This window comes from Streptomyces sp. NPDC007929 (assembly GCF_042959065.1).
Taxonomy (GTDB): domain Bacteria; phylum Actinomycetota; class Actinomycetes; order Streptomycetales; family Streptomycetaceae; genus Streptomyces.
Window position 1 is genome coordinate 108,354 of sequence record NZ_JBIBKD010000010.1, and the last position, 24,221, is coordinate 132,574.

Here is a 24,221-nt window from a genome sequence, read left to right on the forward strand (position 1 = left end):
CGGATGCACGGCTGGTCGACCGTCACGCGGGCCCAGAGTCCCCGGACGAGAACTCCCCCTGAAAATTACCGAGCGGTAGCTTACTCGAGCCGCCGCACCGCCCCGGCGCGTAAGATGCTCTCCATGCAGGTGAGCCGTACATCCAGACGCGGCGGGATCGTCGTACGCCGGGCCGTCGCCCGGGACGCCAAGCGGCTCACGCGACTCGTGCGCGGCTCGCGTGCCTACGAGGGGCAGTACGCGGCGATGATCGCGGACTACCGCGTCGGGCCCGACTACGTCGAGACGCATCGGGTGTTCGTGGCCGTCGACGCCGATGACGCCGCGGGCCCGGTGCTCGGCTTCTACGCGCTGGTGCTCGTGCCGCCGGAGCTGGACCTGCTCTTCGTGGCGGACGGGTCGCAGGGCCGTGGCATCGGGCGGCTCCTCGTGGAGCACATGAGGTCCGAGGCACGCACGGCGGGACTGACCCAGGTCCGGGTGGTGTCGCATCCTCCGGCCGAGGGGTTCTACCGCAGTGTGGGCGCGCTGCCCACCGGGACCGTCCCCGCGAACCCGCCCGCCGTGGCCTGGGACCGGCCCGAGCTCCGGTTCTCGATCGGCTGATCGTCGGCCGCTGAACCCTCGGACCCGTCAGCGCGGGCCGGGCTTCTTGCCCTTCTGCTTCATGCGCGCATGTCCCGGCGCTTGATCGCGGCCTTTCGCCTTGCCCCTTGCCGCCCCCTTGGCCTTGGCCACGGGGTGGGTGGCGGGCTTTGAGCGGTCAACGGGCCGATGGTCGTGCCGCGTCGGTGCGGCGTCCGTCGGTGGCGGAGCGGAGGCGGCAGGGCCGCGCGAGGGTGGCGTGGCGGCGGCGGAGGACGGGGCGCCATGGTCGGCCGCGGTGTCGGGGCGGGTGGAAGGGGCGACCGGGTCAGGGGCCGACGGCGCCGCTTCGCCCGCGGCGTCGGGGTGGGAGAAGCCCTCGGTGACCACCAGTCCGGCGGCGACCAGGGCGGCCAGTGCGGCCGCCGCCCCTCGCGTGCGAAGGCGGCCTCGGCGGGAGGCGCGGCGGGGCGGGTCCTGAGGGAGGCTCCGGTGTGTGCTGCCTGCGCGGCCCGCGGTGGTGGGAGGTACGGCGCTGAGCACGGGCCGGGCCACGGACGCGACGGTATCGGCCGGGCTCGTTCCGGCGAGCCGGGTCAGGGTTCGGGCGCAGTCGCGGGCCGTGGGCCGAGCTTGCTCTTCCAGGCTGGTCATGTCCCGCAGGAGGCGGGCGAAGTCGTCGGGCAGGGAGTCCGGGAGGGTGGGCCTGCGGTGGAGGCGCGCTATGGCGGCCTCCAGGGGACCGCCGTCGTATTCGAGCCGCCCGGTGAGGCATTCGAGGAGGACCAGGCCGAGGGCGTAGATGTCGGCGGGCGTGCCGACGGGCCTGCCCAGCACCTGTTCGGGAGACAGATAGGCCGCGGTGCCGGTCAGGGACTCGGTGGCGGTGCGGGTGGTCGCGTCCAGCAGCCGGGAGATGCCGAAGTCCGTGAGATGGGGGCGGCCGTGGGAGTCGAGGATGATGTTGGACGGCTTGACATCCCGGTGGACGATCCCCACCTCGTGGGTGTGAGCCAGCGCTTCGGCCAGGGCGGCGCCGAGCGCCGCCGCGGCGTCGTACGCCAGGGGTCCGTCGGCAATGCGGGATTTCAGGGTGCGTCCGTCGATCAGTTGCATGACCAGGAAGGCGTCGCCGTCGTGGTGTCCGGCGTCGAAAGCGGTCACCAGCCCCGGGTGTTGCAGCCGGGCGAGGATCTCGGCCTCGCCGCGGAAGGTCTCCTCCGTGTCGAAGCCGGTGCCGGCGCGGAACACCTTCACGGCGACCGGCCGCCGCAGCCGCAGGTCGAACCCGCGGTACACGTCGGCCGCCCCACCCGATCCGATGACGTCATCCAGTCGGTAGCGGCCCGCCAGGATCCGGGCACAGCCCCGAACAGCCCGGGCGTCCCGCACCTCGCGCACCGCCACGACGATCTCCCCACTCCGCACACTCGCGCCGCAAGGCCACCCGGGGTCGAGGGGCCGCCGCACGCAGGTACCCGCCGGTCACGTCGCCACACCCCGCCCCATTCGACGGCAGCGGCCCCTGGCTCAGCTCGACAGCTCCAGTAGGCGCTGCATCAGGTGCTGTTCCCTGTCCGCGGCCTCATGGACGAGTTCTGACGCGCTGTGGAGGGAGTCCCGTGACGACGTGAGACCCGCCTCGTTCAGGAGTCCGGCCACCTCGGTCCACTTCTTCGACACCTCGCGGTAGGCGTCCGAGACCTCCTGGTAGGCACCGGTGCCGGTGATCTCGGCGGTCTCGGCGAGGAACTCCGCCCACATGGTGCGGAACAGGCCGCCGCCGGTTCCGGCGTCCTCCATGATCGTGCAGATCTCGGGGAGGCTGTCGGCGGGCGAGTCGAGATCGTCGAGCCACTGGGGCATCAGGTCGGCGACTTTGTGCATGCCCTTGTATCCGAAGTTGGAGATCGGTGGGTTCAGGAATTCCTCGGCCGATTTCTTGATGCCGTCGCGTGCGGCTTTGCCCAGATCGGGAAGGCCGCCCTTCGGGAGGTCGAGGGTGAAGGCGCGATTGCGGGAACTCATCGGTCCCCGGGCGTTCCGCGCTGTCTCCAGGGATTCACCGGAGGCCCATTGCAGGCCGAGCGGCCGGGTTTCGACCAGTGCGAAACGGCCGTCGTCGTGTCCGACGCAGGCGACGTAGTGGGCGGCGAACCGGAAGTCGTCGGTGGAGTAGTCGATGAAATAGCGGTCGAGTTTGAGACCGACGACGGTTCCGGATTCAAGCTCGGCCAGGAGATGTTCCCTGGCCCGCTTCACCGACGACGTCTCGTGAACGGACAGCCGCAGTTTCAGCGCGGTCGCGAGATTCTCGGTCAGCGTGTCGGGCTTGATACGGCCACCGACGAACGGGGTCGGCATCTGCTTCGTCCGCCAGTAGATGAATGACAAACCACCGGCGAGCCCGAAGATGAGCGGCTCCGACAAGTCGACGTCTCGTTGCCGCAGGAGATTCACGAGGGTGGTCGACTCGCAATGGTTCCCGACATACGGATCTTCTTCTAAAAGCGACACTTGTCCTGGTCTCCCTTCCTTCGCGTAGAGCGTAGCGCAACCCCCTGAAGTGCGATTGCGGACGCCGGAATCAGGGAGACCTTCACTCGTTCAGATTCGCGAAACCAGGAAGTTCCCGAGGAACAGATGATCCATCTCGGTCTTGAGGAAGCAGGACAGGGCATCGGTGGGCGAGCAGACGATGGGTTCTCCGGCGACGTTGAACGAGGTGTTGATCAGGCAGGGAATCCCGGTCAGCTCGGTGAACTCCCGCAGCAGCCGGGCGAGCAGGGGGTTGCTCTCCTCGGTGACCGTCTGGATCCGCGAGGTGGCGTCGACATGGCAGGCGCCCTGGATCTTCTCCTGGTACTCGGGGCGTACCGGGACCACGAAGGTCATGTAGGGCGAGGACGTCTTCTTGCCGAGTTCGAAGACCTCGGGCGCCAGGTGCTCCAGGACCACCGGGGCGAAGGGCCGGAACTGTTCGCGGTGCTTGATGCGTTCGTTGATGATGTCCTTGATGTCGGGGAACTTCGGGTTGGCCAGGATGCTGCGGTTGCCCAGGGCCCGCGGACCGTACTCCATCCGCCCCTGGAACCAGCCGATGACGCAGCGCTCCCGCATCAGGGCGGCGGCCTCCCGCGGTACGTCATCGGGGTCCAGCTCTCGCCAGACGACCTGGTCGGCGAAGTGCTGGAGGGCCGCCTGGATCTCCTGGCCGTCGTAGCTCGGGCCGAGGTACGGGGACGGGTCGACCCGGGGCGGTGTGCCGGACCGGCCGCTGGCGAACAGCGCCGCGCCGATGGCCACGCCGACGTCACTGGCACCGAAGCTGACGTCCATCCCGGTGAAGCGTGAACGCTCCAGCAGTTTGCTGTTGTTGACGCAGTTCAGGGCGAGTCCGCCCTCGAAGATCACGCGCGGCAGGTCGCTGCGGGCTTCGAGGGTCCGGATCTGGCCGGCGGTCACGGTCTCCAGCATGTGCTGGGCCGCGCTCGCCACGCGGACCCGGTAGCCGAACTCCTCCCGGCCGTCGGCGTTTCCGCCGAAGACGCGGTCGAAGAGTTCGTAGTAGGCGGGTACGGCGTTCGCCGGATATGGGATCTTGTAGGTGCCGTCGGGGCACATCTCGACCACGTGCTCAAGGAACGGATTCGGCTCCGGCGGCGGGCCGTAGCCGGCCAGTCCCATCACCTTGTACTCGTCGTTGTTCGGGACGAATCCGAGGTAGCGCGTCACCACCGAGAAGAGCATCGCCAGGGAGTGCCGCGAGTCGATGGTCATGTCGTCGAAGACCTTCACTTCGCCGTCGCGCACCTCGCCCATGATCGCCGACAGCCATTCGGCGCGGCCGTCGCTGACCAGGAACGCGGCGTCCGTGCCGCCCGAGAGGTGATATCCCGTCATCAGATGCGCGAGGTGGTGCGGGACCCGGACCAGTTTGCCGGGGTCCAGGCGGTGGCCGGTGTGCTCCAGGAAGTCGGCCTCGGTCGCGGCCTCGCTGAACATCGCGTCGTGGGTTTCCGCGAGACGCCGCAGGCGCGCGAACTTCTGCTCGACGGACGCCGTGCGGTCCTCGGTGATCTCGGCGATCATCTTGTTCAGCACGTCCTGTGAGAACTGCCAGGAAAACGCGAAGGTGTCGACGTCGTCGAAGGTGATCCCGGCCGAATCCAGGCACCAGCGCATCGCGTTGACCGGGAAACTCGAGGTCTTCTTCTCCCGGTTGAGCCGCTCCTCCTCGACGGCGGCGACCAGCTTCCCGTCGATCACGAGCGCGGCCGACGAGTCATGGCCGTACAGCAGGTGACGGTCGATGCCGGTGGCGCGAAAGAGGCGTCCGAAGATTTCCGCGGACTTGCCGAATCCGTTGTAGCCCAGAACGATCATGAGGAGCTCCTTTCGCTATGGCCAGATCGTGAGGTAGTCCGAGATCACGGTGGATCGCAGGAAGCCCGCGTCGAGCTCCGCGCCGGTCAGGTCGGCGCCGCTGAGGTCCGCGCCGTCGAGGTTCGCGCCCACGAGGCGGCAGCCGTTCAGCTCGGCCAGGATGAGGTACGCCTCGCACAGATCGGCGCCTTCGAGGTTCGCGCCCCTGAGGTCCGCGGAGATCAGATACGACTCGGTCAGCACGGCGTCGGTGAAGTCCGCGTCGGCGAGTTCGGCGCCCTGGAGGTCGGCGCCGTGCAGCATCGCCTTGCGCAGATCGGGACGGAAGGGGCCCTGCGCCCGGCGCCGGCGGGCGTGCTCGTTCCAGCGCCGGGGGCCCTGGAGCAGTACGGTCTCGTCCTCGGTGGGCATGTCTCGACCTCGCGTCTACAGGGTGGTGAGCGCGGTGAGCGCCCGCTTCTCGACGTCCATCGCGGACCGTGCCGTGTCCGCCACGGCGTCCACCAGCGTCTTGAGGTCGTCGCGGGCGGGGGCGGCCCCCGCGCCCAGCAGTGCGGATCCCAGGTTCGACCAGAGCCGTCCGCTGTCGTGGAACCGGTCGGCCGCCTCTGCGTAGCGCGCTTCGCCGGTGCTGTCGGCGACCCGCGTCAGATAGCGGCCGATCATCGGGCGGAACAGCCCGCCGCCGGTGCCGAAGGACTCGATCTGCCGGCCCAGGTGCAGCAGTTGACGCGCCAGGGCGTCGGTGCGCACCACGCGGCCGGACAGGTCCACGTCCTCGACCTCGCCGTGCTTGGTCTGCGGCCAGGACGCCGCAGTCGTGGCCAGCAGTCTCATCCCGGGGATGCCCAGGTTGCGGCTGCCCGGCTTGAGGACCTCCCGGCACAGGGTGCGCACCGCCACCGGCCCCACACGCTCCAGTTGGGGAGTGCGCCGCGGCATGCCGAGGACGTAGACCTTCCAGTCCGGGTTGAGCGGCGGCGAGTTGCGGCTGGACCGGGCCGCCTGCAGCTCGGCCGCGCTCACGCGTACGAGGTCGTCGAACGCCGGATCCGACACCTCGAAGGCGTCGGTGCCGAGCGGGCGGACGACGTTGACGAAGTAGCCCCCGAAGGAGGTGCGGCCCTCGAGATTCCAGTACGGAAGCAGGCCGAGGTCGACCCGGGTCAGGACGGCGGGTGCCGCTGCGAGCAGCTCGGCGAGGCCGTCGGCGGACTTCGGCGTGTGCGCGGCGACCTCCACGCCCATCAGCCGGGCCGCTCGCAGCGGCATGATCGTCTGTTTGCCGACGACGATGTCCGGGGCGGCGCCGTTCGCCGGGAAGAACGAGAAGCCGAAACCTCCGTCCAGCCCGAACACGATCTCCTCGTCGACGTCGTAGCCGCCGGCCGCGAGGACGGCGCGTTGGCAGGCCGACTCGCAGTGGGTGCCCCGCCGGTGGGCGTAGCGGCCGGTGTCGTTCATCGCGTCACCCCTGTCCCAGTTCCATCAAGGACCGGCGCAGTGGCGGGTCCATCTTCTCCACCGCGTACCGGAACGTGTCGCGGGGCATCTCGCTGTGCCAGGTGCGCAGGAACGCGGCCACCTCGTCGGGATGGACCTCGGCGGTGACCTTGAGCAGCCAGCCCGAGCCCTTCCGCACATAGGTGTCGTCGTCGTGCATCAGCCGGACGCAGTTGTCGAGGACGTGCGTCAGCGGCAGTTCGAAGACCGTCCGGCCCACCGTGCGCCGGACGAACTTCACGACGGCCACGTTGGCGGCGCGTCTGGCCCACGGGGAGGCGGACTCGGTCCAGCTCCGGGTCCGCGGGATCAGCTCCAGGTGCCCGAGGAAGAACGGGTACAGCAGCTTCAGGCACATGTCGTCGCACTGCGCCCAGTTGGACACATAGGTCTCCAGCCAGTGCCGGCAGCGGTCCAGGAACTCCTCGCCGAGTCCGGTCCTGGCGACCTTGTGCAGGACCGCGAAGCCCAGGAGCACCTCCTCGTGGTACTCGGCGCGGGCCAGCAGTTCCTCCGCGAGGAGCAGCCGTGTCGCCGCGGGTGTGTCGCGCCGGTCCCGGAAGTAGTCGGTGGCGATCTTCGCGACCTCGGCGTTGCCGACGCCGAGGGCCCGGATCTCGTGCGGGAAGTAGCGCTGTGTGCGCACCGCGAAGTCCGGGTCGGCCCGGGCCGCGAGGGTCTTGGACAGTTCGTGCGCGGCGGTTGGAACATTGATCACTTGGTGCCGATCGTGAGTTTGAGCGGCTGGGCGGGCAGCGGCTTCGGTGCGCGTTCCAGCCGGGGCTTGCCTTGCATGACGTACTCGTACTCCTGGTGCATGTCGGCGACGGCCTGGACGGTCTCCCTCGAACGGTCCGTCAGGTTCTGCCCGCCCAGGCCCCACCACAGGTACCAGTTCTTGTGGCTGAGGTAGGCGTCACGGACGAAGTCGAGCGTGTCCCGGTCGGCGAGGATCGCCGGCTCCACGTAGAAGGCGGGGACGAACGTGCCCTGGCCCTCACTCAGGATCCCGGCCTTGACGGCCTGGCGCTGAAGCTTGGTGCCGCTGAGGATGCGGATGCCGAGGTTGGCGTAGATCTGGGCCGGGTTCAGATACTTCTCGGTGAAGCGGATCGACTCCCTCAGCGCCTCGGGCGTCTCCCCCGGCCCGCCGAGGAAGATGCAGTGGGTGTGCTCGATGGGGCTGGCGGTGAAGAGGCGGTCGATCTCCAGGACCCTGGCCATGTCGAAGCCCTTCATCAGGTCCGCCAGAGCCTCGTCGGTGAGGGCGTCGGTGCCGAGGTCCACCCGGATGCAGCCGGCCGCGTGCAGCAGTTTCACGAACTCCGGTGTGACCGCGTTGGGCGTCAGCTGGCAGTACCAGGGCACGTCGAGCTTGGCGCGGATCATCTCCTCGCACACCTCGGCGGCGTACTCCATGGGGTAGTTGAAGGTCGCGTCGACGATCTCGAACTCCCGCACGGCCGGGTTCTCCGCCATGGCCCGCTGGATCTCGCCGACGACCTCCGCCGGTTCCTTGAAGCGGTCGCCCTTGCCCTCGGTCTTGCGGATGATGCAGTAGGAGCAGAACAGCTTGCAGCCCCGTTTGGTCTGCAGGGTCTCGATGGCCGGCTGGTGGTCACGGGTGAGGTCGGAGGCCGCCGAGACGCCCTCCTCGAAGTACCGGGGGTCGTAGACGGACCGGTCGGGTTCGAGGGCGCCCAGGTCGAACGCCTGACTGGACTGGTTCTGGCAGAATTTGCCGTTGTCGTCGAGGTAGCAGAGCCCCGATATCGACTCCCGCCGTCCGCCGGACTCCAGGTAGTCCAGCAGCTGCACGACTCCGGCCTCGCCCTCACCCGCGATGCCGTAGTCGGGCTGGGCGTACTCGAAGAACGACAGCGGCTCGACCGAGAATCCGGAGCCGCCGAGGACGACGGTGGCGCTGGTGTACTTGCGCACGCACTGGACGATCTTCTCGGTCATCGGCCCGAAGAAGACCGGGTCGATGAACGTCAGGTTGTCCAGGTTGCGCACGGCGATGCCGACCACGTCGTAGGTCGCGGTGGTCAGTTTCTCCCGGACGGCCTTGAGCTCCCGGGACTCCCAGAGCAGGTCGAGGACGTCGACCTGGTGTCCGGCGTGCTTGAGCGCGGCGCTGATGTAGGCCATGCCGATGGGCAGCGCCGGCCGCGGTACCCGGATCTTGTTGGTGGAGATGAGCAGTACGCGCATGGGCCTTCACTCTCGTCAGGACTGCCAGTACGTCGCCGGCTGCAGATCGCCGCTCAGGGTGGCTTTGGCGCGGTAGCGGCGCATACGGTCCAGGTCGATCTCGACGACGCCGACGCCGGGCTCCTTGCCGAGGTCCACCATCCGTTCGTCGCCGTCGACGAAGTCGAATCGTTCGGCCTCCAGGAACAGCGGGTCCGCCAGGACCTGGCTGCGCCCCATGTAGCCGAACCCGGCGTACAGGTTGTTTCCGATGCCGGACGCGAACGCCACGACGCACTCGGCGTCCACGGCCCGGACCGGCAGGCGCATGTTCGCCACGTACGCGAACATCTCGGGTACCAGCGCGGAGCACACGATGATGTCGACCCCGCGGCGGCAGTACTCCCGCGCGACTTCGGGGAAGTTGATGTCGTAGCCCTGCATCAGGCCGATGCGCCCGAACCCGACGTCGAAGACGGGGTACTCGGACCCTCCGCTGAGGTAGCGGGCCTCCAGTTCGTGGCAGTGCACGCGCCGGTAGTGGCCGAGCAGGGTGCCCTCGGGGCCGCACAGCACCGACGTGCTGTAGTACTTGCCGTCACCGCCGCGCTCCAGCAGCCCGGCCACGATGTGCACGCCGGCCTGCCGCGCCTGCTCGCGCAGGAAGTCGGTCTCGGGCCCCGGGATGGTCACCGACACGTCCGAGACCTCCAGGATGTTGCCGGAGGTGGAGAACGCCTCGGGCAGGCAGATCAGGTCCGCTCCCTGCGCGACGGCCTCGCCGATGTAGTGCTCGGCGCGGCGCAGGTTCTGCGCCGGCTTGCCGAGCTTGGACTCCATCTGGACAACCGCGATCTTCGTCCCGGGCATCAGGTGCTCACCGGTTCGAGGGGACGTGAGGAGATCACCAGGCCGAGGTCCTCCTCGACGACCTGCCAGTCCGCAAGACCGGCTTCCTGGAGCAGTTCGGCCGCCTCGTCCCGGGTGTAGGCGGCCTGCAACGAACGCATGAACTCGTCGCCGCCCTCCTTCACGAACTGCAGGATGAAGGTGATGTGGCCCTCTTCGGCGTGCCGGTTCATGTCCTCGATGATCACGACGCCGTCGGGCTTGCAGATGCGGGCGCATTCCTTCAGCGTCTCGACCGGCCGGCGCCAGCGGTGCAGCGAGGAGAAGGAGAACACGATGTCGGCGGAGTCGTCCGGGAAGGGCATACGGCTCAGCTTGGCCATCTCGAACTCGACGTCGCCCGCGCTGTTGGCCCACACGGCCAGCGTCAGGTTGTCCTCGGCGACGTCGACGAGGTTCTGGTTCTCCTCCACGCCGGACACGGCCAGGTCCGGCAGTTTGCCGGCCACGTGGAGGGAGAGCAGGCCGGTGTTGAAGCCGACCTCGACGAGGTCGGTCATCCCCTCGCGGACGTTGGCCAGGATGCGGTCGCTGGGCCGCTTGTACGCCATCAGGGCGGAGCGGCGCATGCCGAGGTCGTAGAAGCGGACCTTGTCGATGTCGTCGTGCGGGGAGGGCTGCGGCACCCGGTCGGTCAGGTTCAGCAGTCGGGCCTCAGTGGTGGTCACAGCCGGCCTCCTCGTCCTTGGGCCGCGTGGTGAGCTGCAGGGGGATCGGCTGGCTGGAGATGAAGTTGGAGATGTCCGCTCCCAGGTGCTGCGGGTAGCGCCGGAACTCCGGCGAGTAGAACGCCTTGGAGATGTTGTCCAGGTAGTACCAGCCCTTCGGGCCGGTCACCTCGATGCCGTTCTCGTCGGCGGTGATGAGTTCCTTCTCGATGAGGTCGTCGATCTCGGCGCGGAACATCTCCATGAAGTCGACGCCGTGGATCCGGCGGAAGCGCTCCCGGTTGACCCGCCCGGCCTTGACGCCCAGCACCATCGACCGCCGGATCGACTCCGACTTGGTGATGTGCTTGCCCATGGAGATCGGCAGCCGTCCCTCCATCACCGTCTGGATGTAGCGGCCGATGTCGGGCTCGTTGAAGTACCAGTGATCGCGCAGGTGGCCGGTGGCGGTGGGGCCGAGCGGGATGATGGGGATGTCCTCGCTCCACGACGTCTCGCCGTACTTGGGCTGGAAGCCGGGCTTGGCGAAGCAGTCGCCGTAGTAGCCCAGGAAGCCGGCCTTGGAGAGCTTCTCCGCGGCGAACAGGAACATGTCGTCGACCACGGCCTTCTCCGGGACCGGCGGCAGCTTCCGGCGCTTGGTGGAGATCTGCGCGAACTCCATGTACGTGTAGAACGAGATGCAGGTGACCCCGAGTTCGATGGCGACATCGAGGCTGTGCTCCCAGCTCTCCATCGTCTGCCCGTTGATGCCGTGCATCAGGTCGATGTTGATGTTCTCGAAACCGCACCGCCGCAGCAGCCGGATGCTCTCCTTGAGCATCTCCGGGTCATTCGGGCGGCCGATGTTCTTCAGTTCCTCGGGGACGAAGGTCTGCACCCCGAGGCTGATGCGCCGTATGCCGCGCTCCAGCAGGACGGTGGCCTTGCGCTCGCTGATGTCGACCGGGGTGGTCTCGATGGAGAAGTCCGCGCCCTCCTCGACGTCGAAGCTGCTGAACATGTGGCCCAGCAGATCGTCGAGTTGGGGGGCGGTGAGCGCGGTCGGGGTGCCGCCGCCGATGTAGCCGAGGGTGATGACGTGGTCCTGGATGTAGGGCCGCTCGGCGTAGTTGGTGATCTCGGCCTTCAGCGCGTCGAGATAGGTGCGGGTCAGGTCCCGGTCGGTCTGGTGCTTGATGTACGGGCAGCTGAAGCAGAGCCGGTTGCAGAAGGGGATGTGGACGTACACGCCCATGGGTTTGCGTGTGAACACCTCCTCCTCGTTGACCGGTACGTGCTTGGTGGGGTACTGCCGCACCCACTCGCTGTCGCGCTCCGGGTACTCCTTCCAGAACGGCATGCTCGTGGTCGTGGTGGTGATGCTCATGCGATGTCCTCCGGTTCGACTTGGTCGACGATGGAACGGACGACGTCCGCCAGAGTGGGCTGGAAGTAGGAAGCGGAGCGCAGGGCGAGGCCGGCGGCGTGGGCCCGGGCGACCACCTCGGCCAGCGTGCCCTGGTGGTCGCCGTCGGTCAGGTCGAGCCGCACGCCCTGGTCGATGGTGCGGACGGCGCGGACCGCGCGGCCGGCCTGTGCCTGCTGCCCGGCCCAGTCGTGCAGCGGCGCGAGGTGCGCGTCGGTGAAGGCCTCCAGGATCAGGCTGGAGCGCTCGCCCCACCGGGTGACGGCGTCGAGCGAGGCGTCCTTGATCTGACGGCCCTGGTGGAGCACCACGACCGAGTCGGCCAGCGCGAGGAGTTCGTCGCGGTGGTGGCTGGCGAACAGCACGCCCACGCCGTCCTTCTTCAGGCTGCCCAGCAGTTCCAGCAGCGTCTCGCGCGCCGTCGGGTCCAGGCCGGTGGTCGGCTCGTCGAGGATCAGCAGGTCGGGGCGGTGCGCGACGGCACAGATGACGTGCAGCTTGCGCTGGCTGCCGCCGGAGAGGCTGCGCACGTACTGGTGGCGGTACCGCTCCAGGTCGGCCAGGGCGATCAGCTCCTCGTAGCGGCCGGGGTCGGCGCGCCGGAGCTTGAGCTGGTGCTTGACGTACGTCTCCACGCTGACGCCGTCCGGGAGGTCCTTGGCCTGCTGGACGTAGCCGATGTGGCGGCCGACCTGGCCCCAGCGGCGGGGCGGGGTGCCGCAGATGCGCACCTCGCCGCCCGAGGGGCGCAGCAGCCCGGCGACGAGCCGGATCAGCGTGGTCTTGCCTGCGCCGTTGGTGCCGATGATGGCCACGCCCTCGCCGGCGCCGACCGAGAAGGTGAGGGAGCGCAGGGCGAAGTCGGGGCTCACGCGGTGGTCGAGCCGGGTGACCGACAGGACCGGTGCCGTGGTGCTCGGGGTGTCAGCCATGGCCGATCCTCCTGCGGAAGGCCCAGGCGGCGATGGAGAGGGCCAGGAACGAGTAGGCCACCGCCAGCACGGACGCCCCGGTGGCGGAGACGTCGGGTGAGGTGGCGGCGCGGAAGATGTCGACGTGCACCGAGAGGGGGAGCCTTTCGAAGACCTCGCCCAGCTTGCCGAGGTTGTCGAGCGGGAAGAAGATCCCGGCGAAGTACATGAGCGGGATGACGATGATGTTCACGACGGCCGGGAAGGAGATCTCGTTGGTGTACGTGGCGATGAGGATGCCGAGCCCGGCGAAGGCCGTGCAGGCGGTGAAGAAGCCCAGGACGAACAGCGGCACCGACTCGATGCGGGCGTCGAAGACCCCGACGCCGAGCAGCAGCACCAGCACGAACTGGAACAGGCACTTGAGCACGACCCCGACGATCCGGGCGAGCAGGAACCCGGAGTACGACAGGGGCGAGAGGATCAGGTCCTCGATCGTGCGGCGGTTGCGGTCGATGATGACCGTGTAGCCGACGGTGTAGGTGCAGCTGAACATGATGCCGGCGCCGATGATGCCGGGGAAGACGAAGCCGAAGTAGTTGGCGGCGGTCGGTGCCGGACTCACCATCTGGTCCGTCGCCGCGCCGAACGCCAGCACCATCGACACCGACGTCAGCAGCGTCGACACCGCGAACAGGCGGTTGTCGAAGAACTGCCGCATGTCCATCACGACCAGCCCGAGCACGTCGCCGAGCCAGCCGGACTCCGGCTGCATACGTGTTGCCCTCATCAGGCGGGCCCCCCGTGGATCGTGGTCCAGGTCGAGCGCAGGTCGTCGTGGAAGGGCAGCCCGGCGCGGGTCTTGCGCCGCTGCCGCCAGTGGACGTCCGCGTGGATCACGGCCTCCTGGCCGCCCGGTCCGGCCTCGGCGAGGATGTCCGCGTCCTGGTCCTCGCGGGCGTCCTGCACCAGGCCGTCGACGATCATGCTGCGGCCGAGGTAGGTCATGTTCGCGAAGCGGTTCTCCCCCACGCCGCTGGCGAAGACCAGCGCGCACTCGTTGTCGGCGGCCCGGGCGCGGCACAGGGAGCGCAGGGGGTGGGAGAACGGCCCGAAGAGGTTGGCCACGCAGACGACGAGGTCGGCGTCCTGGGCGAGGTACTGCCGGCTCGCCTCGGGGAAGCGCAGGTCGTAGCTGACTTGCAGGCCGATCCGTCCGACCGGGGTGTCGATCACCTCGCCGGGCGAGCCGGTGGAGATGTACTCGGACTCGCCCGCCCACACACAGGCGCGGTGGTACCAGCCGAGCGGGTCGCCGCCGGGGCCGACGAGCACGGCCGCGTCGAAGACGTCCCGCCCGCTCGACAGCAGCACACCCGCGGCGACGTGCATCCCGAGGGTGCGGGCCTGCTCGGCGAGGAACTCGACGACCGGTCCGTCCTCGGTGGTGGCGTCGGTGCGCAGCGTCGGGAAGTTCAGGCCGGTGGCGAACGTCGCCGGCAGGCACGCCAGGTCGGTCTCGCGTTCGCGTGCGGTGGACAGCAGTTTGGCGGCCCGGGCCAGGTTCTCGTCCCGCTGTCCGGGCTCGATCCGCAGCTGGAGGGCGGCGAGCCGGGTGCGGGCGCCGCGGAATAGGCTCATCGGGGCGCCGCCTCGGCCGTGGCTTCCTTGCACGCCGCTTCCAGCACCGGCAGGAACTCGTCCACCATCGCGGGTGTCACATGCCGGGTGACGACCAGCCGCAGGGTTTCGCCGAACCGCTTCGACGTGGAGACGATCCAGCCCTTGGTCTCCAGCAGCTGTGAGATGCGGACCGCGTGCTCCATCCTGACGACCACGATGTTCAGCTGCGGTTCGGCGAACAGCTCGTGTCCGGCTGCGCGCAATCGGTCCGCCAGGTATTTCGTCACCTCGTAGTTGGTGCGGGTGAGGTCGAGGAAGCCGTCCCGTCCGAGGTGCTCGAGCACCGCGTAGGTGGACACGGCGGCGGCGCCCGGCCGGGTGCCGAGCAGGGTGTTGTGCACCGGCGTGTCGATGAAGAAGGAGTCGACGGCGAATCGTCCGGCGTCCTGTGCGCCGCGGAACAGGATGGCCCCGGCCGGGACGTTGGCCAGGCCGTACTTGTGCGGGTCGATGGTGATCGAGTCGACGCCGTCGACGGTGAAGTCGAACTGGGGCAGGTCGTGGCCGAGTTCACGGGCGAAGGGGATGATGAAGCCGCCGGTGGCCGCGTCCACGTGCAGGTGGACATCGCGTCCCGACACCACCGGCCCGATCTCGTCGACCGCGTCGACCACGCCGAACTCGCTGCTGCCCGCGGTCGCGACGACCGCGACGGTGTGCTCGCCGAGGTGCCGGGCCACCTCGGCGGCCGGCAGCCGCAGGGAGTCGTCGACCGGCACGACCACCGGGGTCAGTCCCAGCAGGCCGAAGACCTTGGTGAACGAGAAGTGCACGGTGCTGCTGACGACGACTTCGGGCCGGTCGGTCAGTCGTCCCCGGGCACGCGCCGACTCACGGGCCACGAGCATCGCGATGAGGTTCGCCTCGGTGCCACCGGACACCAGGCTCCCCGACCCGCCGGGGTTGCCCAGCAGGTCGAGCAGCAGCTCGACGACCTTGCGCTCGATCCGTTTGGTGCCGCGGAAGATGCGCACGTCGCCGAGGTTGGTGTGGGCCGCGGCGGTCGCCATCTCGACGCCGAGGGGGTGGGGGTCGGTGCAGATGGAGTTGAGCACCCTGCTCCAGGGCACGTCGTCGGCCATCTCCGTGGCGATCCGCCGCCGGACGTCGGCGGCGGAGGCACCGGTGTCGCGCATCTCAACTCACCTGCGCCGTCAGGTCGGTGTACAGCTCCGTGCGGCGCGCCCACAGCCCGAACCAGAGGGTCTGCTGGAAGCGCAGGTCGGGTTCGCGCAGGTGCCGGATCCTCTCGACGTCCCAGGGCGCCTCGATGACACCCTCGTCGGTGCCCGCCTCGGCGACGAAGCCCTCGGGCGCGGCCACGGCGCTGCCCCCGCCGCAGCGCTCGCTCAGCGAGCCGGCGAAGGCGACCGCGACGGTGTTGAGGGTCGCGATGCCCCACACCGCCGCGCGCTGCGAGGCCTGTTGCCTGCCGTCGAGGGACCCGGCGACCAGCAGCAGCTCGGCGCCGGCCAGGCAGGCGATGCGCGGCGGTTCGACCAGCCAGAAGTCGGGGCCGAGGAGGATCCCGACCCGGCCGAACGGCGTCTCGACGACGGGGAAGTCGTCCCCGGTGCCGGTCGTCCCGTCGGGCAGGACGGGGCGCTCCACACGGGCGCGTTCCGCGCCGGTCGGATCCAGGAGCCTGGTCACCTGCGTCAGCCCGCCGCCCGGCCGGGTCTCCGCCCACGAGCCGGTGAGCACGTAGGTGCCGCGGGTCCGGGCCAGTGCCGTCAGGCGGTCCAGGCACCGCTCGCGCAGGTGCCGGGGCAGCTCCCGGACGTCGCCGCCGCTGGTGAACGCGTTCTCGGGCAGGACGACGAACGACGCCTCGTCGGTCACCCGGCTGTCGAGGTCGTCGAGTACGGCGGAGGCCGTCGCCTCGGGGGTCGCCCGGCGGGGGTGCTGCGCTACGAAGATGGTCACGAACGAGTCCCCTCATGTGTGCTGGTAGCGGCGGCGGGCCTGCCCCGGTCCGGGCCGCCGCCCCCGGTCAGGCTGGCCCGCAGCTCGGCGGCGAGGTCCCGGTCCGCTCCGGCGTACGGGGTGAGCAGCGCCTGGTAGGCGTGGGGCCTGCGCAGTTGCTGCCAGCGGCGGCCGTCGCCGTCCGCGGGCTCCTCGATGTCGACGACGAGGGTCTCCGGCTCGTCGCTGCCGGCCTGCGCGAGCACGCCCTCGGGGCTGGCGACCAGGCTGGTTCCGGCGAAGTGGATCTCCACGATCCGGTCGCCGCGTTTGCCGCGGACGACGCCGACCGAGCTGGCGTAGACGATGTTGACGTCGTTCAGGTACGCCGCCGTGCGCAGGGCGTTGACCATGAGCGGCTGGTTCTGGCCCAGTGTGCCGCCCGGTACGAAGATCGTGCGTGCACCGGCCAGCGCCAGCATCCGGACGACCTCGGGGATCCAGAAGTCGGAGCACACGGCGATGCCGATCTGCCCGAACTCGGTCGACAGCACGCCGAGCGCGTCGGTCTGGCGGCACACCACCATCTCGTTGCCGAAGGGGTGTGCCTTGACGGCGCGTCCGGTGATGACGCCCTGCCGGCCGATGAGCAGGGACGTGTTGCGGTACATGCCGTCCTGGAGGTCCTCGACCAGCGAGCCCAGCAGGATGTGGGTGTTGAGCTTGCGGGCCAGGGACTGGAAGCCGTCGACGATCGGCCCCGGTATCGGGGTGTCGGTGAGTCCCTTCAGCCCGTCCTGCCCGGGCATGTACCACGGCGGGCCGAGCAGGAACTCGGGAAAGCACACCAGGTCGATGTCGCCGGCCGCGCAGGCGTCCTCGATCGCCTGGTAGGCGTTGCGCAGGCCGTCTTCGTGATCGTCGACCCACTGGGTCTGTACTACCGCTACCCTCATGCGTCTTGTCTCCTCGGGGTGCCACCGGGTGGATGGGCCGCGGCGATCGCGTGCCGCGGCGGGGTGCGGGTCATGACGGTGCGGTACTCCAGTCCGGTACGCCGACGATCGTGACCTCGGCCCGGACGCCGAGCGCCTCGTCGATGCCGCCGCGGATCGCGCGCCGCATCGCGTCCGTGTCCACCGCGTCGGAGTCGGCCACGGCGCAGGTCACGTGGAAGGCGCCGGCCCGGACGGCGCAGGCGAAGGGCGGTGCGAGCCTGCGGTGGCCGAACACGATCCGCTCCACGTCCAGCGCCGTGACCAGCCCGTCCGGTCCGCGTACCGCCGAGGCCATGCCGCCGAGCGGCACCATGACCCGGCTCGGGGAACCGCAGTCGCAGCGGCGGTCCGCCGGCCACAGCTCGACGGCCTCACCGGTGGGTGAGCCGTCCAGGATCAGCTCGCCGCGCGGCCCGCCGCGGACCTCCGCCCGCAGCCGGTGGTCGCACAGATGCAGTGCGCCCAGATCGCAGGCGACGGCGACCGTCGGTGTCGACGGCGTCCCGTACAGCGCGGAGGTCCTCGCCGCCCAGGCGGCGCCGATGCGGTCGAGGCGCTCGGCGGAGCAGGCCTCCCCCACGCTGACGATGGTCCGGACCGTGGAGTCCGCCGGGCGCTTGCCCAGGGACGCCGCGAGACCCGCGAGCTCCGCGGCGAAGCTCGGCGAGCACACCAGGGCGGTCACCTCGTACTGCTCGATCAGCCCGAGCAGCCGCGGCATCGGGCAGATGGTCCCGCTGGTCCCGACGCTGATCACCGAGGCGCCGACCATCTCGATCACGCGGTCCACCTCGGCGCCGATGAACGACAGTTCGTACGGCACGGCCGAGACGACGACGTCGTCCTCGGTCAGCAGCCGGCCCAGTGCCAGGGTCAGGTCGATCTGGTTGCGGATCCACTCCTCACGGGTCAGCACGATCGGCTGTGATCCGCCGGAGGGGTCGGCCCGCTCGCCGTACCGCGCAGGCGGGGCGTCGCGGCCGTCCACCGTGGTGCGGGGGTCCCGGGTGAGCAGTTCCAGGAACTGTTCGTAGTGCGTCGCGAGGGGTGTGGTCGTGGTCACCTGGCCTCCGCTTCCCGGGCGAACCGGCGCCACCCGTATTCGTCGAGAGCGCTGTCGCCCCGTTCGGCCCGCAGCAGGGGCCGGCGGTCGGTGCCGCCCTCCATGTCGACGCTGACGACCGTCGCCAGGACGAACTCGTGGTCGCCGATCCGGTACGTCGACTTCAGGCTGCAGTCGATGGTGCCCACGGCGCCGGAGAGGCGCGGGCAGCCGTTGGTGGAGGGCGTCCACGCCAGGGCGTCGAAGCGGTTGTCCGGCCGGCCCTGTGAGAAGGCGTCGGACACCTCGTGCTGGTCCTCGCCGAGGATGTTGACGCAGAACCGGCCGGTCTCGGCGATGGCGTTCCAGCTGGTGCTGCCCGAGCGCACCAGGAAGCCGATCAGGGCGAGTTCGTCGGAGACGACGGTCAGGGAGCCGATCACCAGTCCGTACGGTGTCGGCCCGTTCCGTTCGGACTGCCGTGCCGTACCGGCGACCACCGTGACGGCCCTCGGCAGCAGCTCGCCGATGATCCCGAGGTCCGGTGCCGTACTCGGCCGAGCGGGTGCGGCGGGTTCGGGCAGGGGTGTCGCCGCGGCGGGTTCGTCGCGCAGCCGGCGCAGGAACCGGCCGGTGACGCTCTCCGTGTTGTCCGCGAGGTCCTCCGGTGTCCCGCTGTGCACCACCCGGCCGCCCTCGCCGCCGGCGCCGGGGCCCAGGTCGATCACCCAGTCGGCGATGCTGATCACCTTCAGGTCGTGCTCGATGACCACGATGGTGTTGCCGGTGGAGATCAGGCGCTCGAAGAGGGCCAGGAGGTGGCGGATGTCGGCGGCGTGCAGGCCGCGCGTCGGCTCGTCGAAGATGAACAGCGTGCGGCTGCGGCGCTGTTTGAGCAGTTCGCCGGCCAGGTTGAGCCGCTGCGCCTCGCCGCCGGACAGGGTGGTCGTCGAGCAGCCGAGTTGCAGATAGCCGAGGCCGAACTCGTGGAGCACGCCGAGTGCTTGTACGACCTTGGGGCTGCTGGTGGCGTCGAACCAGTCGAGTGCGTCCTCGACGGTCATCGACAGCACGTCGTGGATGTTCTTGCCGCCGAGGCGCACTTCGAGGACGTGCTCCTGGAACCGCCGGCCCTCGCACTCGGGGCAGACGATGAACTCGCTCTTGAACAGGGTCATCTCGATCTCGGCCAGCCCGAGCCCCTTGCAGGCCTCGCACCGTCCACCGGCGACGTTCGGGCTGAACTCGCCTCGTCCGAGGCCCCGTTCGACCGCGTCGGCGCCGGCCGCGAAGGCGTCGCGGATGTGGTCGCTGATGCCGATGTAGGTGACGAGGGTGCTGCGGCTGGAGCGGCCGATCGGCCGCTGCTCGACGTAGATGACGTCGTCCAGGGCGTCGGCTCCCCGGATGCCGGTGCTCGTGTCCGTCGCGCCCGCCGCCCGCTGGGCGATGGCCCGGGAGACCGCCGTGTGGATGCCGGCCACCAGGGAGCTCTTGCCCGCGCCGGACACACCGGAGACGCAGGTGAGCCCGCCGAGCGGGAAGGTCGCGGTCTGGTCGACCACGTTGTTGCGGGTGATGCCGCGCACGTCGAGCCAGGTGGCGTCGGCGAGTGCGGCCCGCGCCCGGGTCGGCCCGCCGGAGCGCATCGCGGTCGCCGTCGGTGAGTCGCCGGAGTTCAGCAGGTCGGCGAAGCGGCCCTCGAAGACGAGCTCGCCACCGCGTGAACCGGCCCCGGGTCCCAGTTCGACGATCCAGTCGGCGGCACGGATCACCGACTCGTCGTGCTCGATGACGATGACGGTGTTCCCGAGATCGCGCAGCCGCCGCAGCGAGGTGAGGATCTTGCCGGTGTCGGCCTCGTGCAGACCGGCGGTCGGTTCGTCCAGGACGTACATGACGCCGGTCAGGTCGCTGGCCAGGTGCTGCGCGAGCAGCAGCCGTTGCAGTTCGCCGCCGGAGAGGGTGACGACCGGCCGTCGCAGTTGCAGGTGCCCGAGGCCGACGTCGTCGATGTTCGCGCTCTGTTTGACGATCGCGGAGGCGAGTTCACGCACCTGCGCGGGCACGGCGCCGGAGGCGAGTCCGTCGCGCAACCGGGTGATGGAGCCCGACAGTTCGTCGCTCTGGAAGTCGTGGAAGGTGTGCCCGGCCACGGTCGCCCTGAGCGACTCGGGGCGCAGCCGTCCGCCGCCGCAGCCGGGGCAGACTTCCCGCCCGAGGTAGTTGGTGAAGGCGTTCTTGCGGGCGGCCGACGACGCGTTGCGGTAGGCGCGCTCCAGGAAGCCCAGGATGCCCTCGAAGCGGAAGTCGTTGGTGACCTTGCGGATCTTGAGCGTGTAGATCGTGTCCGAGCCGTGCAGCACGCGTTCGGTCTGCTCCGGGCTGAGCTTCTCGAACGGCAGGGAGAGGTCCAGGCCGATGTCCGCGGCCATCGCCTCGAAGGCCTTGCGCACGTTGGGGACGGCGAAGGTCCCCGGGTCGGCTCCGTCCCAGATCTCGGTGAGCGTCTTCGACCGGTCCGGGATGATCTTGTCCAGTGCGAAGCCGACGAGTTCGCCGATGCCGTCGCACTGGAGGCACTTGCCCTCCTTACGGTTCGGGCTGAAGTGTTTCGCGGAGTGCGGTTCGGCGAAGCAGCCGCAGTCGTCGCAGAACAGGTCCGGGCCGGTCGGGCCGAGACAGGCCGGGCACACCGGCCGCGAACCGGCGCCGAACAGCAGCCGGTACAGCCCGTCGAGGCCGGTGAGGGTGCCGACGGTCGAGCGGGGGTTGGAGTAGCCGCCGTCGCGCTGGCGCAGGGCCACCGGTGGCTGGGTCCCGGCGATCCGGTCGAACTGGTAGTCGCCGTCACCCATGTCGAGGGACTTGCTGGACAGGGCGCCCAGGTAGAGCGTCTTGGAGTGTTCGAAGAGGGTGTCGATGACCAGGGACGACTTGCCCGACCCCGAGACGCCCGCGGCGACGACCAGCTTGCCCTTGGGGAAGGAGACGTCGACCGACTTGAGGTTGTGGGTCGTGACGCCTTCGAGCCGGATGCTGTCGAGACTCATGGGGTGTCGTTCCGCCCTTCGGCCAGGTCGCGGGCCTGGGTTTCGCAGCGTCGCAGGTCGGGATAGCGGGCATAGAGCATCGAGCGGACCCGGGCGGGGTCGCCGCGGTTCCACGTCTCGTAGAGCTCCTGGCGCATCCCGAAGCGGTCGACGGCGAGATCGGCGGCCAGACGGAAGATCCGGGACTTCTCGTCCACGCTCGTCTCGCGCCCGCACATGTAGGTGTCCAGCACCGCGCGCAGCTCGGAGGTGCCCAGATCGGCCTCCGAGGGCTGCATGATCAGGCCCGAGGCGCCGATCTGCCGGATGATCTCCGAGCCCCGCGTCGAGAAGCGTCCGGCGACCGCGTCGAGCGCCGCCGTCGAGCCGGGGGCGAGCAGGCCCGAGGAGGTGGGCCGGCTCTCGGCGTCGATCGCGGCCAGGCCGAGCCGGACGATCTCGACGTACGAGGTGAGCTCGCCGAGGAGGTCGGTGACCTGCCGGAACGTGTCTACGCCGATCGCCTGGGCGAGCAGTGACGCGACCCCGAGCATGGTGCGCAGCCGGTGGTAGTAGCGCACCTGGCCGGTGTAGAGCGACCATTTGTTCAGCTCGCCGAATCCGCGGACGGCGGCCTGGGAGTCGTCGAGCAGGAAGACCCGGTCCATCGGGATGAACACGTCGTCGAACACCAGCATGGCGTCCTGCTCGTCGTAGCGCGAGGCGAGGCCGCCGGAGCCCTCGGCGTACGACGTGCGGCACAGGACGCGCAGGCCCGGCGTGGCGAGCGGAGCGGCGAACCAGCAGACGTAACTGGGGTCCTCGCGCAGGTAGTTGGCGGGTGAGAGGTAGATGAGCACCTCGTGCGCGTACGGCGCCAGGGTGGCGATCTGTTTGGCTCCCCGCACGACGATGCCGTCGGCGCCGCGCCGCACCACCCGCAGGCCCAGTTCCGGCCGGTCGGCGGGGGTGGCGGAGCGGTCGATCTGCGGGTCGCCCAGCCCGTGGGTCAGCGTGAGGTCGTTCTCCCGGCAGTAGTGGTAGTAGTTCTCCGCGTTGCGCCCGAACTCGGGGTCGACCTCGGCCAGTTGGAAGCGGTAGTCGTACAGGCCGACCACGACGTTCGACATGAAGTCGGGTATCCGGGAGAGCTGGCCGTAGGAGGCCTCGGCCCATCGGTGGGAGTTGGCCCATTTGCGGGCGAGGTCGTCCCGGTCGGCCGGTGCCAGGTACGACAGGCTGACGTGCCGGCCGGAGGTGTCCGACCGGTGGAGCATCTCGGCCACGCGGTCGGGCCGGTGCTGGGCGTCGTAAAGGCCGGCCAGCGTGGACAGCATGGGCCGGAACCCCGGGTCGCCGGTCACGTCGACCCGGCGTCCCTCGCACCAGACCTCCCGCTCGTCCTTGAGGCTGGAGATGTACTCGTCCCCTCGCCAGGCGCCGCCGGAGGTGCCCGGCAGGAGGGCCGTGTCGTCGGTGGGCTTGTCCGAGGCTGTGGATCCTGTGGTGGTCACCGTCCGCGCTCCTACGGGTTCCGCTCGGCCGCACCGGACCGGAACGGCTGGTAGCTCTGCTCTTGCACCTGGGGGAAGTACTCGCGTGTCGCCTCGCCGACGACCCGCATCAGCTCGGAGTCCAGGGAGCTGGGGTCGGTGATGAGCTTGACCATGGGCGAGTCCGGCACGGCGTTCGTCAGGGGCGTGCGGCGTGCCCGGTGGATCGTGGCCAGGGAGTGCTGGGCGTTGGCCGCGTCGCGCATCTTGTAGACCGCCTGCGGCCCGTCCGGGATGCCGATCATGGATTTGGTGCCGCCGCTGCCCAGGCAGTTGCGGGGCATGTGCAGATGCTCGTGGCGCCACTGCTGGTGGGCGGAGTGCAGCTTGAACGCCTGGTCGACCACGGTGTGCCGGAGCCAGCCTTCCGGGTCGTCGTGGCGGCGTGTGTCGATGTCCCGGACGGTCTCCTCCAGCGATGCCCCGCCGAGCGAGTCCAGCCAGGCTTCGAGGTCGTTCCACATGTGCTTGAACAGGTCCCGGAACATGTGCTGCTTGATCGACAGCGAGTGCGTACCGCTCGCGGGGCCCAGATTGGTCCGGAACTCGTGGTACTCCCCGGTGGCCAGGTGTTCGGCCATCACCCGCTGTGCGTCGACCACCGGGTCGAGCAGTTCCCGGCAGGCCGCGAGGTGCTGTGCCGCCCGGCTCAGCTCCGAGGCGCGGATGGCCCGGATCGCCACCTCCAGGTGGTCGTTCGCCTCGGCGCAGAGGATCTCCGGGACCTGGTGGAGGGCGACGAACTCGCCGTGCAGGGTGTCCGCGTTCAGCTCGGTCGCGGCGACCGCGCGTGCCAGTGTCTCCGCGGAGATCAGCTCGTCGGTGCTCCGGCTCACCCCGATGGGCACGGCGGTGAGGTCGCTCTCCCACTTGGTGGCGTCGTGGCAGCCGACCCGGATGCCGTGCAGCAGGCGGTAGAGCGAGTCGTCGATGCTCCGGGTGGCGATGGTGGTCCGGGTCAGCTCGGGTGCGCCGGCCAGCAGCGAGCCCTTGGCGACGTCCTCGAGGCCGCGGAGCGCGTCGACATAGGCCGCGTAACCGGCGGACTCGGAGATGCTCACGGCCGTGGCCCCCGCGGACACGCCGGCTCCGTAGATGCCGCGGGCACCGAACATCACCGTGCCGAGCCCGCGCAGCAGCCGGTGGAACCCGACGGCCCACTGGACGTAGCGGGAGGCGGTGGGGATGTCGTCGGCCAGCAGGCGGGCCTGGGTCCGGTTCGCCAGCCGTGCCAGGTTGAGCAGACACACCTCGGAGGCCTGGAGGACGGCGCACACGGTCGAGTCGTACGTGCCCTCCTCGACTCCTCGTGCGGCTCGCGCCTCGCCGAGCAGGTCGATGCGGTGCAACTGGTCGTAGCTCTCGGCCACCGGCCCCAGTGCGGTCATCTGCCGTCGGCCGGCGCACATGTCGGTTGTTACTGGATCGTCCAGGCTTGACATTGC

At 69.7% G+C, this 24,221-nt stretch carries 21 protein-coding genes; 1 reads left to right on the forward strand and 20 read right to left on the reverse strand.

Features of this window, described 5'->3' with window-relative positions:
• The first annotated feature begins 123 nt into the window (after nucleotides 1-123).
• Nucleotides 124-606, forward strand: coding sequence for a GNAT family N-acetyltransferase (locus tag ACFZDE_RS30570; protein WP_391205278.1), 483 nt, complete (start codon nucleotides 124-126; stop codon nucleotides 604-606).
• Nucleotides 607-633: 27 nt separating this feature from the next.
• Here the strand turns inward: ACFZDE_RS30570 and ACFZDE_RS30575 are convergent, their stop codons facing one another.
• From ACFZDE_RS30575 to ACFZDE_RS30670, 20 genes are all read right to left on the reverse strand, one after another.
• A complete protein-coding gene (locus ACFZDE_RS30575) occupies nucleotides 634-1,992 on the reverse strand; it encodes a protein kinase (protein ID WP_391205281.1) in 1,359 nt (452 codons plus the stop codon).
• A 123-nt stretch (nucleotides 1,993-2,115) separates the two neighbouring features.
• On the reverse strand, nucleotides 2,116-3,102 hold the full coding sequence (locus ACFZDE_RS30580) for a DUF4872 domain-containing protein (RefSeq protein WP_391001697.1): 987 nt from the start codon (nucleotides 3,100-3,102) through the stop codon (nucleotides 2,116-2,118).
• A 90-nt stretch (nucleotides 3,103-3,192) separates the two neighbouring features.
• The gene (locus tag ACFZDE_RS30585) at nucleotides 3,193-4,971 is read right to left on the reverse strand and encodes a carbamoyltransferase C-terminal domain-containing protein (RefSeq protein ID WP_391205284.1); all 1,779 of its coding nucleotides are present in this window, start codon (nucleotides 4,969-4,971) and stop codon (nucleotides 3,193-3,195) included.
• A gap of 15 nt (nucleotides 4,972-4,986) precedes the next feature.
• A complete protein-coding gene (locus ACFZDE_RS30590; protein WP_391205287.1) occupies nucleotides 4,987-5,382 on the reverse strand; it encodes a pentapeptide repeat-containing protein in 396 nt (131 codons plus the stop codon).
• Nucleotides 5,383-5,397: 15 nt separating this feature from the next.
• Nucleotides 5,398-6,435 carry a DUF4872 domain-containing protein gene (locus ACFZDE_RS30595; RefSeq protein ID WP_391205290.1) on the reverse strand — a complete coding sequence of 346 codons (1,038 nt, stop codon included), beginning with the start codon at nucleotides 6,433-6,435 and terminating at the stop codon, nucleotides 5,398-5,400.
• A gap of 4 nt (nucleotides 6,436-6,439) precedes the next feature.
• Nucleotides 6,440-7,192: a DNA alkylation repair protein gene (locus ACFZDE_RS30600; protein ID WP_391205293.1), complete on the reverse strand. Its 753-nt coding sequence runs from the start codon at nucleotides 7,190-7,192 to the stop codon at nucleotides 6,440-6,442.
• Nucleotides 7,189-8,688 carry a radical SAM protein gene (locus ACFZDE_RS30605; RefSeq protein WP_391205296.1) on the reverse strand — a complete coding sequence of 500 codons (1,500 nt, stop codon included), beginning with the start codon at nucleotides 8,686-8,688 and terminating at the stop codon, nucleotides 7,189-7,191. Before ACFZDE_RS30605 ends, ACFZDE_RS30600 begins: the two co-directional genes overlap by 4 nt.
• A gap of 15 nt (nucleotides 8,689-8,703) precedes the next feature.
• Nucleotides 8,704-9,537 carry a nitrilase-related carbon-nitrogen hydrolase gene (locus ACFZDE_RS30610; RefSeq protein WP_391205299.1) on the reverse strand — a complete coding sequence of 278 codons (834 nt, stop codon included), beginning with the start codon at nucleotides 9,535-9,537 and terminating at the stop codon, nucleotides 8,704-8,706.
• Nucleotides 9,537-10,244 (reverse strand): methyltransferase domain-containing protein, encoded by a 708-nt coding sequence (locus ACFZDE_RS30615; protein ID WP_391001683.1) that lies wholly within the window; start codon nucleotides 10,242-10,244, stop codon nucleotides 9,537-9,539. Before ACFZDE_RS30615 ends, ACFZDE_RS30610 begins: the two co-directional genes overlap by 1 nt.
• On the reverse strand, nucleotides 10,231-11,613 hold the full coding sequence (locus tag ACFZDE_RS30620; RefSeq protein ID WP_391001681.1) for a radical SAM protein: 1,383 nt from the start codon (nucleotides 11,611-11,613) through the stop codon (nucleotides 10,231-10,233). The genes ACFZDE_RS30615 and ACFZDE_RS30620 overlap by 14 nt, the downstream gene beginning before the upstream one ends.
• Nucleotides 11,610-12,584: an ATP-binding cassette domain-containing protein gene (locus tag ACFZDE_RS30625; protein ID WP_391205302.1), complete on the reverse strand. Its 975-nt coding sequence runs from the start codon at nucleotides 12,582-12,584 to the stop codon at nucleotides 11,610-11,612. The genes ACFZDE_RS30620 and ACFZDE_RS30625 overlap by 4 nt, the downstream gene beginning before the upstream one ends.
• Nucleotides 12,577-13,338, reverse strand: a complete 762-nt coding sequence (locus ACFZDE_RS30630; protein ID WP_391205305.1) for an ABC transporter permease — start codon at nucleotides 13,336-13,338, stop codon at nucleotides 12,577-12,579. Before ACFZDE_RS30630 ends, ACFZDE_RS30625 begins: the two co-directional genes overlap by 8 nt.
• Before the next feature lie 14 nt (nucleotides 13,339-13,352).
• Complete coding sequence (locus ACFZDE_RS30635; protein ID WP_391205308.1) at nucleotides 13,353-14,204, reverse strand: nitrilase-related carbon-nitrogen hydrolase; 852 nt, start codon at nucleotides 14,202-14,204, stop codon at nucleotides 13,353-13,355.
• A complete protein-coding gene (mfnA, locus tag ACFZDE_RS30640; protein WP_391205312.1) occupies nucleotides 14,201-15,382 on the reverse strand; it encodes a tyrosine decarboxylase MfnA in 1,182 nt (393 codons plus the stop codon). Before mfnA ends, ACFZDE_RS30635 begins: the two co-directional genes overlap by 4 nt.
• Before the next feature lies 1 nt (nucleotide 15,383).
• Nucleotides 15,384-16,172: a nitrilase-related carbon-nitrogen hydrolase gene (locus ACFZDE_RS30645; protein WP_391205315.1), complete on the reverse strand. Its 789-nt coding sequence runs from the start codon at nucleotides 16,170-16,172 to the stop codon at nucleotides 15,384-15,386.
• Nucleotides 16,169-17,107: a nitrilase-related carbon-nitrogen hydrolase gene (locus ACFZDE_RS30650; protein ID WP_391205318.1), complete on the reverse strand. Its 939-nt coding sequence runs from the start codon at nucleotides 17,105-17,107 to the stop codon at nucleotides 16,169-16,171. The genes ACFZDE_RS30645 and ACFZDE_RS30650 overlap by 4 nt, the downstream gene beginning before the upstream one ends.
• Nucleotides 17,108-17,177: 70 nt before the next feature.
• Nucleotides 17,178-18,212 (reverse strand): hypothetical protein, encoded by a 1,035-nt coding sequence (locus ACFZDE_RS30655; RefSeq protein WP_391205321.1) that lies wholly within the window; start codon nucleotides 18,210-18,212, stop codon nucleotides 17,178-17,180.
• Nucleotides 18,209-21,244 carry a flavin reductase gene (locus ACFZDE_RS30660; protein WP_391205324.1) on the reverse strand — a complete coding sequence of 1,012 codons (3,036 nt, stop codon included), beginning with the start codon at nucleotides 21,242-21,244 and terminating at the stop codon, nucleotides 18,209-18,211. The genes ACFZDE_RS30655 and ACFZDE_RS30660 overlap by 4 nt, the downstream gene beginning before the upstream one ends.
• The gene (locus tag ACFZDE_RS30665) at nucleotides 21,241-22,737 is read right to left on the reverse strand and encodes a 4-hydroxyphenylacetate 3-hydroxylase N-terminal domain-containing protein (protein WP_391205327.1); all 1,497 of its coding nucleotides are present in this window, start codon (nucleotides 22,735-22,737) and stop codon (nucleotides 21,241-21,243) included. Before ACFZDE_RS30665 ends, ACFZDE_RS30660 begins: the two co-directional genes overlap by 4 nt.
• A gap of 11 nt (nucleotides 22,738-22,748) precedes the next feature.
• A complete protein-coding gene (locus tag ACFZDE_RS30670) occupies nucleotides 22,749-24,218 on the reverse strand; it encodes a hypothetical protein (RefSeq protein ID WP_391205330.1) in 1,470 nt (489 codons plus the stop codon).
• Nucleotides 24,219-24,221: the final 3 nt, after the last annotated feature.